Source organism: Methanobrevibacter thaueri (assembly GCF_003111625.1).
Classification (GTDB): domain Archaea; phylum Methanobacteriota; class Methanobacteria; order Methanobacteriales; family Methanobacteriaceae; genus Methanocatella; species Methanocatella thaueri.
The window spans coordinates 14,763-28,816 of record NZ_MZGS01000027.1 but is presented as its reverse complement, the minus strand read 5'-3'; the positions used below and the strand labels follow the sequence as shown (position 1 = coordinate 28,816).

Sequence of the window (14,054 nt, the reverse complement as noted above, 5' to 3'; positions counted from 1 at the left end):
GTATCTATTTGTGATAGTAAAAAATTATATTTTATATAATTTGGATTTCTGCTGTGTGTAGACTTGATGCGTTACAATACAGTTTTGATCTCTACTTTTTCGTGATATAAATGGAGTTTAGATAAATTCATGGATAGGTTTACAATGATTTATTAATTTACGGTGAGAAAATGAAAATACCAAAAGAAAAAAGAACATACTGTCCACACTGTAAAAGACATACAGTACATGAAGTTCACACTGCTAAAAGAAGAAAAGCTAGTGAATTAACATGGGGACAAAGACAATTCAGACGTGTAACTGCTGGTTACAGAGGTTACCCAAGGCCTTTACCTGCTGGAAACAAACCTGTTAAGAAATTAGACTTAAGACTTAAATGTAAAGAATGTGGAAAATCTCACATCAAACAATCTTTCAGAACAGGAAAACCTGAATTTGTAGCTAAATAAGGTGATTAACATGGTTAGTAAAGGTAGAGGAAACTTTTTAAAAGTTAAATGTTTAGATTGTGATAACGAACAAGTAATTTTTGATCGTGCAGCATCCGACGTTAAATGTATCATCTGTGGTAAAACACTCGTTAAATCTCGTGGTGCTAAAGCTAAAATTACTGCACACATCGAAAAAGTTTTAAACTAAATCTTTTAGTTTTTAACTTATTTTTTTACTATTTTTTATAATTTTTATTTGATGTTGGTGAGAATATGGTAAGAAAAAGTCAAGAATGGCCTGATGAAGGAGAACTTATTGTCGGTACAGTTTACAAAGTTCTTAATTATGGGGCTTTTGCTAAATTAGAAGAATATCAGGGCAAAGAAGCTTTTATTCATATTTCTGAGGTATCTTCTGGTTGGGTTAAAAATATCAGAGACCATGTAAGGGAAAACCAAAAAATCGTTTGTCGTGTTCTCAGAGTAAACCCTAAGAAAGGGCATGTCGATGCTTCCTTGAAAAGAATCCGTGAAGACCAAAGAACTAAAAAAATCCAACATTGGAAAATTGAACAAAAAGCTGAAAAATTCTTAGAATTATCTGCTAAATCTTTAGACAAGAACTTGGATGAGGCTTATGACGAAGTCGGTTACGAGCTTATGGACATCTTCGGTGATGTCTATGGCGCTTTTGAAACCGCTTCTGATGAAGGTGCTGAATCCTTGACTGAAGAGGGAATCCCACAGGATTGGGCTGATGCCATTACTGAAGTGGCTAAAAAGAACATCACTCCTCCTGAAGTTCACATTAGCGGTTATGTGGACATTGAAACATTTGTGCCTGACGGCGTGGATGTCATTGTTTCCGCTTTGAAGGCTGCTGAAGACAATGGGGACGAGGAAGAGGAAATCAGGGTCCAATGTGTCGGTGCACCAAGATACAGAATCACAGTCAAATCTACAGATTACATATTGGCGGAAAAAACTCTTAAAGCAGCAGCTGAAAGATGTATTGCAGTTGTTGAGGAATCCGGTGGAAACGGTTCATTCTTAAGAGAGTTAGATAATTAGATTCTTATGAATATGAAAATGAACAAATGTCCTGAATGTGGAATATATACTTTAAAGGATGCTTGCCCAAAATGCGGTGGGCAACTTAAAGTAATTTATCCTCCAAAATTTTCCATTGAGGATAAATATGGTAAATACAGGCGTATATTGAAAAAAGAAGCCATGAATAAGGAGTAATTCCAATGAATACTACTGAAATAACTGTTTTAGAAGAAATTGAATTAGACAATCCTATTTTCATAGAAGCATTGCCAGGTCTTGGACATGTTGGTAAATTGGCTGCCGATCACATGATTGATGAATTGGGCGCCACCAAATTTGCGGAAATCTATTCCCCAACATTCCCGCCTCAAGTCCTAGTGAAAGAGGAAGGAATAATCGATAACATGCTCAATGAGCTATATTATTTAAAGGATGTTGGTGAAGACAATTTGGATTTGATTCTTCTTGTCGGTAACACTCAAGCGTTATCCCCTGAAGGACAGTACCTGACATGCAAAGAGATTCTGGAATTCGTCAACCAGTTCGATATTGATAGGATTTACACATTAGGTGGTATGGTCACTTCTCCACAGCCGGTTGAAAATCCAAAAGTTTTCGGAGCCGCAACCTGTGAAGAGAACATTGAATTACTGAAAGAAGCGGAAGTTGAAATCAGATCCAACGACGGAGGAATTGTCGGAGCTTCCGGATTATTCTTGGGTTTGGGAATTCGTCAAGGAATTCAAGGAACCTGCCTTATGGGCGAAACTCCAGGATATTTCATTGACGCTGAAGCCGCCGAAGCTCTCCTGCTTAAGTTATCATTATTGCTTAACTTTGAAATCAATACCGATAAGCTTGATGAAAGAGCTGAGGAAACCAGACAAATGATTGCTAAGGCTCAGCAAATGGAACAGGATTTAATTAATAAAGCTAATGCTGGAAATGCCGACGATTTAAGATATATTGGATAAATCCAATATATTATTTTTTACTTTTTTTTATGAACATAATAGTCATTCCCGACGCCTCGATGATTGTCATTCCGTTGATTGAAAGGAATGGACACACTTATTTATCCCCTTCGAATTTTTCCAGATATGACAATATGGATATCTGTGAGGGAAATCTGACTTTTGATAACTTAATTACAAAATACTCATCCAGTGAATTGCCTTCAGGTGTCAAGTCAAGGCTATACTTATTTTCCAATGTCATTGACAGGGCAGATGCCGCAATCATAATTGGCAAGCGTCCACGGGAGTACGAGAGGATGTACGATTCCCTAAACGACTTGATTCTATTCGGGAGCAATGCATGCAACAATGCCCGCAGCCTGATGGTGAAGATTGTTGATGACCTGAATATCCCAACCTTGAAGTTGGCATATCCGACAACTCAGGAAGAGCTGATCAATCTTATAGGGCGGACAAAGCATTTTCTAAGGCACCTTGAATCAAGCAATGATGATGACTTGAATGTGGATTTGACTCCTAAAAGGGACAGGCATCCTGCATCTGACGTTAAGAAAATATTGGATAATTTAATATAATCCCAACACTAACAGTTAATCATGTTAGTGAATGCGGACTTTCATCTTCACAGTTGCTTTTCGGCGGCCTCATCAAAGGACATGGTGATTAGGAACATGGCTCCTAAGGCCAAACTGAAGGGGCTCGGACTTTTAGGAACAGGCGATGCACTCCATCCTGGATGGCTGGACATCATCGAGGAGACCACAAGCTATTCAGGCGATGGAATCTACACCTTCGATGACATGGATTTCATTTTGACAACGGAAGTTGAGGGAAAAAACAGGATTCACCACGTAATCATCATTCCCGATATGGATATCGCACGTGAGCTGTCAGACAAGTTGCCTTCAAACAACAAAGGCGTCGACGGCAGGCCAAAAACCAATTATGGAGGTGTTGAGCTTCTTGAATTGGCCCATGACCATGATTGCCTGATAGGTCCCGCACATGCATTCACCCCATGGACCGGAATGTACAAGTCATTCGACAGCATTTACGATTGCTATGGCAAGAAACCGGATTTCGTTGAGCTGGGGTTGTCTGCAGATACCGATATGGCAGACACGGTCAGTGAACTCAAGGACTTTCCCTTTCTCACAAATTCAGACGCACACTCCCCATGGCCACATAGGCTTGGACGTGAGTTTAATCAAATGGAGCTTGAAGATATTTCATACTCATCAATAAAAAAGGCAATAAAACACAGGGATATCAAGGCAAATTACGGCATGGTGCCGAACCTTGGAAAGTACCACATGACCGCATGCACCAAATGTTACAAACTGATAGATCCGTTGGTTGCAAAGGATATGAAAATGAAATGCGACTGCGGCGGAAGGATTAAGAAGGGTGTGGACTTCAGAATTTCCGAGATTGCTGACTATGATGAACCAAAACATCCAAGTTTCAGACCGAAATATGTCCATCTGATGCCGTTGGCCGAGATAATCGCTTCGGTTTATGATAAGGGGGTCACAACAAAGACCGTTCAGGGGCTATGGCAGAAATTGATTGACAGTTTCAAAACTGAAATAGACGTTTTGATAAATGTTGACTTGAAGGACATTGGCCATGTTGATTCGGAGATTGCTTCAGCAATCGAATCGTTTAGGAACAACACCCTTGAAATCGTACCTGGTGGCGGTGGCCAGTATGGCAAGATACTGTTCAAAAAAGAAGTGAAAAAGCCTAAATTGGTTACTTTAGACAATTTTTAAAAAAGCGGACTTGGAGGGATTTGAACCCTCGATCTTAAGATTAGGAGTCTTACGCCCTTCCAGACTAGGCTACAAGCCCGAATATAATATAATCATATTGTATGAAAATATTCTAAAAAAAGGATTTGTGAGAACGGACCCGCCGGGATTTGAACCCGGGGTCTTCGGATTAGAAGTCCGACGCCCTATCCAGCTAGGCTACGGGCCCTCACATACAACAATAATAATTTTATTTTTTGTATTATATATATTTATCTATTTTTTAAAAAAATAAAAGAAAGGATTAAATTAATCCTCAAACTCTTTCTGTCATACCGGTTGCATCATTTACTCCGATACTGTCAACTGCATTACCGTTAGCATCATAGATTGTGAATATCCAGTATCCATTTGAGTAATATCCACTACCGGCATAGCAACCTTCTTCTGCTATTGCGTCACTTGCGATAGCTTTTGCAGTGGAGTAGGATAATTGGGTTGAACCTGAACTTGAGCTTCCGCTTCCGCTTGAACTGGATCCTGAGCTTGAGCTTCCACTAGAACTTGAGGTTCCACTTGAGCTTCCACTTGAACTGGATCCTGAACTGCCTGATCCGGAACCTGCGCTACCTCCTGAACTGGTAGTTGTTGCAGGAGTGTTGGATCCGTTGGTTACAGCAGTATTATTTCCAAGTCCATTATCAGAAGGGTTATTTGCACCCATACTGGATAAGTCGGAGAATATTGGGTTGTTGGTATTGGTCAAACCGTATGCGGCGACGGCAGCAGCAATACATAATACAATAATGATTGAAATAATGATATTTGCTTTATCCAATTTTTTGCCTCCTATTAATTATAATAATATAAATAAGTTTTTAATGATTTATATATATTTCGATTTGTTTTTTTCACAATCACTTATTAATAATAAAAAATATATATACTTAACGTTAGTTTCTAATTTAAATTGAGGTGACATATTTGAAAGATAGAGTAGTTATATCTCCTACAACTCGTCAAGAAGGCCATGCCGAACTCGTCATGGAAGTTGATGATGAAGGGATAGTTACAAAAGGTATGTATTTTAGTATAACTCCTGTAAGGGGTTTAGAAAAGATGGTTCTTAACAAAGCACCTGAAACCGCTCCTGTTTTATGTCAAAGGATCTGTGGAGTTTGTCCAATTCCACACACTTTAGCATCCGCAGAAGCTATGGACATGGCATTAGGAATCGAAATTCCTAAAGCTGGTAAATTGTTAAGAAAAGCTGTCGCAGCAGCACACGGTATTAACAGTGCAGCAATTCACCACTTCTTAGTTGCACCGGATGTTGTCCCTGAAGACAAATTCGTAGCAGCAGTAGACAGTGTAAGTGAAGTCAGAAAAACCGTACAATATGTTGTTGACATGATTGCTGGTGAAGGTATTCACCCATCTGATATCAGAGTTGGTGGTATGGCAAGAAACATTACTCCATTCACCAAAGAAAGATTAATCGAAAGAATGACTGCATTAAAACCAAAACTTGAAGAACACGTTGAATTCATTAAAAACTGTGTACTTGAAGCTGGTTTACCTAAAGATTTAGGTGTAGTTAACCAACCATTAATGGCAACCGATGCAACTTACGGTACCAACGAATTTGACATGGACAAATTCTCTGAAGTTTTACCTGAAGCTTGGTATGATGACCCTGAAATCGGTAAAAGAGGTTGTTCTGTAATTCCTTTATGGGAAGGTCAAAACGTTGAAACCGGTCCAAGAGCAAGAATGGAAAAATTCGCAGGTTTCAAAGACAAAGGTGTAATCGCACAACACGTTGCACGTGCAGATGAAATGATTAAAAACTACAATGCTTGTTTAGAAGCATTAGATGCAATTGATCCTGCAGCACCTGCAAATGTATCTTACGATAAAAGAGGAACTGGTGAACTTGGATTTGGTGTCATCGAAGGTCCTAGAGGAACTGACGTACACATGGCACAAGTCAAAGAAGGTAAAACCCAATTCTACTCTGCAATTGTACCAACTACTTGGAACATTCCAACAATGGGTCCTGCTACAGAAGGATTCTCTCATGAGTTTGGTCCACATGTAATCAGAGCTTACGACCCATGTTTATCATGTGCTACTCACGTAATGGTAGTTGACGACGAAGATAAATCCATTCTCAAAAATGAAATGGTGAGAATCTAAGTTGGAGGATTAATAAATGCCTTATGATTCGGAGATAATTGTTATAGGCTGTGGAAATGTACTATTCAAAGACGATGGATTCGGTCCAGTCGTAATTAATATTCTACAAAAATACGCAAAGGATGAAAACGACTATTACGATCCGGCAGTTACTGCATATGTTGAGGACGAATTCGATAAAGAGGTTCTAGCCGATATTCAAGGAAAATTTGAAGGCATACAATTGCCTGAAGGTGTTCAATTCATTGACGGTGGAACCGCAGCTCCAGTTAACTTCTTCCCACTTTACGAAGACTATGACTGGAAAAAGTTAATTGTTATTGATGTAGTGGAATTCGATGCAGAGCCTGGAACCGTAGAGACATTTGATCCTACTATAATGAAAATAGGAAAATACGACAACCCTCATGGAATGACAGTGGAGGAACCACTTCAAAAAATTGCCGAAAAATGTGAGGTTGTTGTGGTTGGCTGTAAACCGGCTGAAATTCCAACTCCGGATGTTGATTTGGGTTTAACAGAACCTGTTGTAAAGGCAATTCCTAAAACTATTGATCTTATTTTAAATGAAATCGGGGTAAAATAATGTTTGATAAATTAAAAAGAGCTTTTGGCGGTTCTAAAGAAGAAGTCGCACCAAAAGTAGAAGAAAAAGTTGAAGCTGCTGCTGAAGCACCAGTTGAAGCTGCACCTGAAGCAGCTCCTGAAGCAGCTCCTGCAAAACCACGTATCGGTTACATACACTTAAGTGGTTGTACTGGTGATGCAATGTCCTTAACTGAAAATTACGACATTTTATCTACAGTCTTAACCGATTTGGTTGACATTGTCTACGGACAAACTTTAGTTGATAAATGGATTCACGGTACTTACGCTGAAGAAATGCCAGAAATGGACTTATGTTTAATTGAAGGATCTGTTTGTTTACAAGACGAACACAGTTTACACGAAATCCAAGAAGCAAGGAAAAAATCCGGATTAATTTGTGCATTCGGTTCCTGTGCTATGACCGGTTGTTTCACCACCTTCGCACGTGGAGGTCAACAAGCACAACCTAAACACGAATCCTTTGTACCTGTTAGTTCCTTAGTAAAAGTAGATTTAGCACTTCCTGGTTGTCCTGTAGCTCCTGAAATGATTGCTAAAGCAGTTGTAGCTTTATGCAACGGAGACTTAGAATACTTACAACCAGCTATGGATAAAGCTGCTTGCAACACTGGATGTGGCTGTGACGTATTAACTAATGTAATCCGTAATGGATTATGTACTGGATGTGGAACATGTGCTCTAGCTTGTCCTACAAGAGCTATGGGCTTTAGCGAAGGTAGACCTAGCTGTGATAGAGACAGATGTATTAAATGTGGAACTTGTTATGCAATGTGTCCAAGAGCATGGTTACCTATAAAAAGAATTAAAGAGGAAACAGGATTATAGGAGGATTGAACATGCCATTAGGTACTTATAAAGAAGCATTATCTGCAAGATCTACTGAAAGTAAAATTACTGATGTATCACAAGACGGAGGAATTGTTTCAGCATTATTATGTTACGCACTCGATGAAGGAATCCTCGAAGGTGCAGTTGTTGCTGGAACTCCTGATGACGATTGGAGACCTGTCCCTACTGTTGTAACCTCATCTGATGAAGTTATCGCAGCAGCAGGTACTAAATACTCAATGTCCCCAACCTTATCTGCTTTAAAAGAAGCAACCCGTCAATACGGACTTGAAAAAGTTGGTGTAGTTGCAACTCCATGTCAAGTACAAGGTTTAAGAAAAGCACAAGCTTATCCATTAGCAAGATTCATTACCGATAAAATCAAATTAATCATCGGTATCTACTGTATGGAAAACTTCCCTATGGCTTCTCTTGACACCTTTGCTGTTTCCAAATTAGGATTTGACAGCTTACAAGACGCAACCAAAATGGACATTGGTAAAGGTAAATTCTGGTTAACCAAAGATGGTGAAGACTCTGGTTTAGCTATCAAAGAAACCCACGGATACGAACAAGCTGGATGTAACATCTGTATGGACTATGTTGCTGAATGGGCTGACGTATCAACCGGTTCAGTTGGTTCTCCTGACGGATGGTCCACTGTTTTAACCAGAACTGACGACGGTGAAAGCATCTTTAAAGCTGCTGTTGACGCTGGTTTAATTGAAACAAAACCAATGGACGAAGTCAAACCTGGTCTTCCTTTACTTGAAAAATTAGCTAAAGGTAAGAAAGACAAAAACGGTAAAGAACGTGAAAACAGAGCTAAATTAGGATTACCACTTCCTGTGGAATACTAATTACTCTTTTTTCTTTTTTTCTTTTTTTCTATTTTTTTTAAATTAAACTTATATATTCTCAAGTCCAATATATAATACATATTGGATGTGAAAATAATGAAGTTAAGTAAAATATTTCTTTTTATTGTAATAATTTCAGTTATCTTATCAATCACTTCCGTTTCTGCAATCGACGATTCAAACGATGACTTATTCGTCGAGGACAATGCCGATGATATAAGCGTCGATGAGGAAGTCCTTTCATCAGATGGAACTGATGAGGCATTGGGCAGTTCAGATAGCCAATCATCAGAGATTCTGGAAGTCGAAACCAATGAGCCTCCTCAAACTATTAAGATGGGCAAGGTGACAAAACGTTATAATGGCGGAATTCAGTATCAGGCAACCTTTTATGATGCCGATGGAAATCCCCTAGCAAATCAGGAAGTCTATTTTGAAGTGGATGATAAGGATGACTATTCCGCAAAAACCGACGCCAACGGCGTTGCATTGCTGACTATTGCAATCAAGAATGGGGACCACAAGATTGCTGCAATATCCCTCGATCCGCTTTGCGTTAACTATGACAACATCAAGGTTTTCAATGTTCTGAGCGGAAATAAAAATCTTAAGATGTATTATGACGGCGGAAACACTTACAGCGTACGAGTATATGGCGATGACGGGAAGCCTGTAGGTGCGGGCCAAAAGGTAACATTCTACCTTGAAAACAAGAAATACACAAGAAGCACTGACAAGAACGGTTATGCCAAATTCAAAATAACCGCCAAACCAGGATATTATCAAATAGGCGCTTCATATAAGGATTATGCAGTTCTGAACACCGTTTTGGTCAAGCCGGTTTTAAAACAGTTAACAACTTTTAAAAACAAGGTAGTTAAACCAAAAATCAAGTTCAAGGTCAAATTCTTAGGTAAAAACAAGAAAAACAAAAAAATCAAAGTCAAATTCAACAAAAAAACATATAAGGCAAAAACAAACAAGAAAGGAATTGCAACCTTCAAACTCAAGACACCTAAAAAGGTGGGATCCTATAAGGTTGTAGTTTCATACAAGAAATGCAAAATAAGCGCCACATATGCCAAATATTATGCATAATGAAGAGAAAAACTCTCTTCATTTTTTTTAAATTTTAAATGGTTGTAACTGTACAGCCCTCTTTTTCCACGATGACTGTATGTTCCTTCTGGCTTACAAAGCAATCCTTTTTCTCTCTCAATGGAGCATATGGATAGATCGCCATTGCATCTGCCAATTGCTTAAGCGCAATGTTTCCTTTCCTTTCACCGAATTCACTGGTTATCCATCTGCCTGAAAACGGAACATATGCATGGTTGTGCTGTATGTATTTCAACACCCTTTGGGTTGTCTTCATTCTAAATGGCTTGTTTGCCATATATGAGTAGATGTAATGTCCTGGAGCGTCATTTACAATTCCCTCACCATTGGTTGCGAAAGGCTCTATTGCGATGGCCTGACCCTCATCCAGTATAAATCCGTCATGATTGTCATAGTTAGGGATTGAAATACCTGCATGCAGGTTATTTTGCTCCAGACTGTGTCCGGTCAAGTTGAAAATAGGATTTAAGTGATATTCTGATATTGCCTCATGGACTGCAGCGCCTATCTTTGAGACTTCCACTCCTGCCCTGGCGGTTGCGATGGCGGCTTCAAGGCCTGCGGCGGATGCCTCAACAATCTCCTCATGCAGGTTTATCTCATCCTGGGTATAGTTTTCACTCATGTCCCCATCGGCAATTACTGTAACTGCAGTATCGGCTATATAGCCATCAATCATAGCACCCAAGTCTAGTTTCACCATGTCTCCGGCATGAATAACTGTTTCATCGCCTGCAGGGGAGGTATAATGTGCGGCCACTTCGTTTAATGATACGTTACATGGAAAAGCAATCTCCGCACCAGCTTTTAGGATTTCACTTTCCACATATTCGACCAAGTCAATGACTAAAGTTCCGTCTTTAATCATTTTAGAAGCTTCGCCACGGATTTTAGAAGCAAGTTTTCCAGATTGTATATAAGATTCTATCATAAATTTTTACCTTCTGTTATTATAATTAAATATTTAATTGATAAAGTTTATATAATATTTTATAATTATCTATAAATATATTACTTGGAGGTTAAAAAATGGATATCCCTACAATACCTGATCAAATGTTTTTATTAATAATTTTGGTTATTGTTGCTATTGTATTGATTATCATTGTTGCACAATGGAGAAGTGTTGCAAAATCAAAAAATGAAATCATATTGCTCGAAAAGGAAATCGAGCTTAAGAAAATGTCCATGGTCGAAAAAGATATTGAATCTAAAAGATTGATGGATAATCCTATTCCATTACCACAAGAGCAACAAGACAGTCTTTCAGCTATCAGGCAATCAACAACCGAAGCTAGAAGCCGTGTTGGTTATCTTCACTCTGAAATCAATGAAAGATTAGCAAGACTTGAAGCTGAAACTGAACAGAAAAAGTTAGAAAAAATGCTTATGGAAATTGAAAAGAAAGAAGCAAAACTCAGAAAAATGGATAAATAGGTGGTAATATGGATGCTACAGAAGCAATTGCTGTAATTATTTTAATAGTTGCTATTATAGTTCTAGTCTATTATTATTTATTAAACAGTCCTGAAACAATGGATAAGTTACGCCAGTACGTTCCGACCAGTGGAGATGCACATATGGAGGAAGTTCTAGGTGGCAGTCCTGCAGAGTTGACTGAGGCAGCACCTAAAGATAAGGATTCCGAGTCCGTCACTAAAAGAATCAAAGTCAAGTTAAGTGACATTGACATGTCTGGAATCAGCACCGATTCATTCTCTAACAAGATTGACGCATTTTTGGATGCCAAAAGTGATGAGTTAATCAAGGATTGGTCTTTAGCTACTACCGAAGATTTGGAAAATCTCCAGTCTAAATTTTCTGAAACTACAAGCAACGTTGACAGTTTGGAAAAAGACTACATGGAATTCAAAAAATCATCTCAGGAATTCCAGGAAGCTACTCAAGAAAAATTAAATGATTTAGATAAGAGAATAGAATCATTAGAAAATAAATAACTTTATTTTCTTTGATTTTTCCCTTTTATAGAAAACTTTAAATACTATCTTTACTATAATTAGTATTAGTTATTACTGTTTTTCTTATAGCAGGGTGGGGTAGTCTGGTGAACCCGCGGGGCTCATAACCCCGAGATCCCTAGTTCAAATCTAGGCCCTGCTACATTTTCATTAAATTATCTATTTTTCATGGCAAGTTAAAGACAGCTGCTGGTTATTATAACTAAGGAAACTCCGCACATCGATACAAGACTATGACGTTGAAAGACGTATGCTGAGAAGCATGACTCTGGAGCAGAAACGACACGGCTTTTAATGGTAGACGATGATATTTGATTGAGGACATTAAAAGAAACGGTGAAACGGCCATTCCATAGGATGCAAGAACAAAGATGCCGATAATCGCTTGTGTAGGCAAGGTAGTTCGCTAAGATGAATGCTGTGTAAACAGAATGTGGGTTACTCTTAACATGCCATGAAAAATTGATTTCTACTTATTTCTACAATTTTTTCATTGGATAATTTTTAATATTTGTAACTTCATAATTAATAGTGAGGTTATTAAATGGATTGGGTATCTTTAAATATTTTTGGATTCGCTTATGAAATAGTCATTTTTCTTGTATTGGTGCTTATTGGAACATTTGTTTTTAAAAAGGTAATTAGCAGTTCCGAAACGTTATCAAACTTTGGTGAAGTGCTTCCGGAAGATGAAATACATACTTTAAGACAGGTATTTTACCTTATAATGATGGCGTTGGCATTTATCAATATATTATATTCTTTAATATCCTCAGAGGGTTTAATCTATTTTGCAATTTTTGACATTGCCTTATCATTATTCTTAGCTATAACCCTGGATAAAAGTTCTTGGAAGGGAAAAATCATACTTCTGCTGCTTGTTCCTTTTGATTCCTTAAACTTTATGCTTTATGATCATCTGTTATTTAATTTAATTGATGTTATTCATGTAGCTGTTTTCATATACTTCATTAAAGTATATTATGACAAGTTCAGGCAATACACAGAATCCCACGGTTTGAGCGTAACCATAGTAATATTATTTGCACTAATATTCATTAGTTTTATCATAACTCAGATAGTTGAAGGTGTAAATCCTTTAGACTCCCTTGTAATGGTGTCAAATGCATTTACAAGTAATGGGTATGCTGTTTTAGGCACTTCCATGCCGGGAAAATTAAATGCAATAGTTCTGGTTTGGGGAGGTTATATCCTTTCAGGTGTCGGTACCGCAACATTGACTGCGGCCATCCTAATCAAACATTTCAATCACAGGTTCGATGAGATGGAGGAGCTAATCAGAAATAATGCTGGTTCCAGTCAAAGTGATGATGAAAACTCATAGATTGTTTTAAAAAAAGAATAAAGGGGATTATTAGTTAAATAATCCACTAATGAAATCAGTTGCACCATTCGCATCAGTGCTGTTTAAGACATCTGACACTTCGGTTTGATAGTTGTTTATGTCTCCTTGCACGTTTTGTATTTGCTCAATACTGTCTGCAAGGTTTTCGATATCGCTGTTTGTTATATTTATGTTGTAGTTTATTGTGTAGTTGTTGATGATGTTCACGATGGTTTGATGATCAGTGACGTTATTTGTTTCCACTTCTTCTTTCACGTCATCAACCAGTTTGGATAACTCATCAGCGTCCACATCTGAGTTTTTAACGATTTCCGCTTGGGTGTAAATTTCATTGTTTGCAGCTTCTTTCACTGTATCCGGAATTTCCACATCTGTCACTACCTCATAGGAGTTCATGATTCCTGTTAATGCAGATTCTCCGGTTGCTGTTACCGGACTTGTTACATAAACGTGTCCTGCGGTTATTCCTGCTGATTTTAATGCAGATATATACATATCACCGGTTATGGTGGTGATCTTTGATTTATCAACACTAACCTCAAGGTTATCATTGTCATTCAAGTCCACCAATGCGGATGAGTATATTTGATTTGATGAGTAGGTTTTGCCTGTAATTGTACTTGCAATCTTGTTTACCTCATCTGCAGTGATTATTTTTGATTCGACAGTGTTTAAGTCAACGCCTGCCTGTTTTATGAAAAAGTCATCTACAATATTTTTATAATTTGCATTGTGGTGAGTTGTTTCACCATAGGTTATAACGACTTGTGTGTCACTTGTAGCAAATCCTATTGGAATGAGCATTCCAATAATTACCATTGCCAAAATAATAATGGTTTTACGCATATTATCACCTCTAATAATATTGGTAAATTTTAT

General features: G+C 38.0%; 18 protein-coding genes, 3 tRNA genes and 1 other RNA gene. 17 read left to right on the top strand and 5 right to left on the bottom strand.

Annotated elements, in window-relative coordinates; all coding sequences use genetic code 11:
• Window positions 1-170 precede the first annotated feature (170 nt).
• The 7 genes from MBBTH_RS08495 (at window position 171) to MBBTH_RS08465 (ending at window position 4,236) form a co-directional block, all read left to right on the top strand.
• Window positions 171-449, top strand: a complete 279-nt coding sequence (locus MBBTH_RS08495) for a 50S ribosomal protein L44e (RefSeq protein WP_116592620.1) — start codon at window positions 171-173, stop codon at window positions 447-449.
• A gap of 10 nt (window positions 450-459) precedes the next feature.
• Window positions 460-639, top strand: coding sequence for a 30S ribosomal protein S27e (locus MBBTH_RS08490; RefSeq protein WP_067044971.1), 180 nt, complete (start codon window positions 460-462; stop codon window positions 637-639).
• Between the two features lie 65 nt (window positions 640-704).
• Window positions 705-1,502 (top strand): translation initiation factor IF-2 subunit alpha, encoded by a 798-nt coding sequence (locus MBBTH_RS08485; protein WP_116592619.1) that lies wholly within the window; start codon window positions 705-707, stop codon window positions 1,500-1,502.
• A 6-nt stretch (window positions 1,503-1,508) separates the two neighbouring features.
• Window positions 1,509-1,679, top strand: a complete 171-nt coding sequence (locus tag MBBTH_RS08480; RefSeq protein ID WP_116592618.1) for an RNA-protein complex protein Nop10 — start codon at window positions 1,509-1,511, stop codon at window positions 1,677-1,679.
• A gap of 5 nt (window positions 1,680-1,684) precedes the next feature.
• Entirely contained in the window at window positions 1,685-2,458 is a 774-nt protein-coding gene (locus MBBTH_RS08475; protein ID WP_116592617.1) for a proteasome assembly chaperone family protein, read from the top strand.
• Window positions 2,459-2,487: 29 nt separating this feature from the next.
• On the top strand, window positions 2,488-3,036 hold the full coding sequence (locus MBBTH_RS08470; protein WP_116592616.1) for a DUF2112 family protein: 549 nt from the start codon (window positions 2,488-2,490) through the stop codon (window positions 3,034-3,036).
• Between the two features lie 21 nt (window positions 3,037-3,057).
• The gene (locus MBBTH_RS08465; protein WP_116592615.1) at window positions 3,058-4,236 is read left to right on the top strand and encodes a TIGR00375 family protein; all 1,179 of its coding nucleotides are present in this window, start codon (window positions 3,058-3,060) and stop codon (window positions 4,234-4,236) included.
• Between the two features lie 5 nt (window positions 4,237-4,241).
• On the opposite strand, the gene MBBTH_RS08460 is transcribed toward MBBTH_RS08465, so the two are convergent.
• From MBBTH_RS08460 to MBBTH_RS08450, 3 genes are all read right to left on the bottom strand, one after another.
• Window positions 4,242-4,315: transfer RNA gene (locus tag MBBTH_RS08460), tRNA-Arg, on the bottom strand.
• 55 nt (window positions 4,316-4,370) lie between these two features.
• A tRNA-Arg gene (locus MBBTH_RS08455) sits at window positions 4,371-4,444 on the bottom strand.
• A gap of 87 nt (window positions 4,445-4,531) precedes the next feature.
• A complete protein-coding gene (locus tag MBBTH_RS08450) occupies window positions 4,532-5,053 on the bottom strand; it encodes an endoglucanase (protein WP_116592614.1) in 522 nt (173 codons plus the stop codon).
• A gap of 146 nt (window positions 5,054-5,199) precedes the next feature.
• Between MBBTH_RS08450 and frhA the strand changes: the two genes are divergently transcribed.
• The 5 genes from frhA (at window position 5,200) to MBBTH_RS08425 (ending at window position 9,809) form a co-directional block, all read left to right on the top strand.
• Complete coding sequence (gene frhA / locus MBBTH_RS08445; protein WP_116592613.1) at window positions 5,200-6,414, top strand: coenzyme F420 hydrogenase subunit alpha; 1,215 nt, start codon at window positions 5,200-5,202, stop codon at window positions 6,412-6,414.
• Between the two features lie 16 nt (window positions 6,415-6,430).
• Window positions 6,431-7,000 carry a hydrogenase maturation protease gene (locus tag MBBTH_RS08440; RefSeq protein WP_116592612.1) on the top strand — a complete coding sequence of 190 codons (570 nt, stop codon included), beginning with the start codon at window positions 6,431-6,433 and terminating at the stop codon, window positions 6,998-7,000.
• Window positions 7,000-7,848 carry a coenzyme F420 hydrogenase subunit gamma gene (gene frhG, locus MBBTH_RS08435; protein WP_116592611.1) on the top strand — a complete coding sequence of 283 codons (849 nt, stop codon included), beginning with the start codon at window positions 7,000-7,002 and terminating at the stop codon, window positions 7,846-7,848. The genes MBBTH_RS08440 and frhG overlap by 1 nt, the downstream gene beginning before the upstream one ends.
• 11 nt (window positions 7,849-7,859) lie before the next feature.
• Window positions 7,860-8,711 (top strand): coenzyme F420 hydrogenase subunit beta, encoded by an 852-nt coding sequence (frhB, locus tag MBBTH_RS08430; protein ID WP_116592610.1) that lies wholly within the window; start codon window positions 7,860-7,862, stop codon window positions 8,709-8,711.
• Between the two features lie 96 nt (window positions 8,712-8,807).
• Complete coding sequence (locus MBBTH_RS08425; protein WP_116592609.1) at window positions 8,808-9,809, top strand: hypothetical protein; 1,002 nt, start codon at window positions 8,808-8,810, stop codon at window positions 9,807-9,809.
• A gap of 34 nt (window positions 9,810-9,843) precedes the next feature.
• Here the strand turns inward: MBBTH_RS08425 and map are convergent, their stop codons facing one another.
• Complete coding sequence (gene map, locus MBBTH_RS08420) at window positions 9,844-10,761, bottom strand: type II methionyl aminopeptidase (RefSeq protein ID WP_116592608.1); 918 nt, start codon at window positions 10,759-10,761, stop codon at window positions 9,844-9,846.
• Between the two features lie 98 nt (window positions 10,762-10,859).
• Here map and MBBTH_RS08415 point away from each other — a divergent pair, with 98 nt between their 5' ends.
• From MBBTH_RS08415 to MBBTH_RS08395, 5 genes are all read left to right on the top strand, one after another.
• Window positions 10,860-11,267 carry a hypothetical protein gene (locus MBBTH_RS08415; protein WP_116592607.1) on the top strand — a complete coding sequence of 136 codons (408 nt, stop codon included), beginning with the start codon at window positions 10,860-10,862 and terminating at the stop codon, window positions 11,265-11,267.
• Window positions 11,268-11,275: 8 nt separating this feature from the next.
• Complete coding sequence (locus MBBTH_RS08410) at window positions 11,276-11,788, top strand: hypothetical protein (RefSeq protein ID WP_116592606.1); 513 nt, start codon at window positions 11,276-11,278, stop codon at window positions 11,786-11,788.
• Window positions 11,789-11,876: 88 nt separating this feature from the next.
• Window positions 11,877-11,951 (top strand) — tRNA-Met (locus tag MBBTH_RS08405).
• A gap of 29 nt (window positions 11,952-11,980) precedes the next feature.
• An RNA gene (gene rnpB / locus MBBTH_RS08400) (RNase P RNA component) lies at window positions 11,981-12,262 on the top strand.
• Window positions 12,263-12,353: 91 nt separating this feature from the next.
• The gene (locus tag MBBTH_RS08395; protein ID WP_116592605.1) at window positions 12,354-13,154 is read left to right on the top strand and encodes a hypothetical protein; all 801 of its coding nucleotides are present in this window, start codon (window positions 12,354-12,356) and stop codon (window positions 13,152-13,154) included.
• Window positions 13,155-13,184: 30 nt separating this feature from the next.
• Here MBBTH_RS08395 and MBBTH_RS08390 read toward each other — a convergent pair whose 3' ends face one another.
• Entirely contained in the window at window positions 13,185-14,021 is an 837-nt protein-coding gene (locus MBBTH_RS08390; protein ID WP_116592604.1) for a DUF1002 domain-containing protein, read from the bottom strand.
• Window positions 14,022-14,054 lie beyond the last annotated feature (33 nt).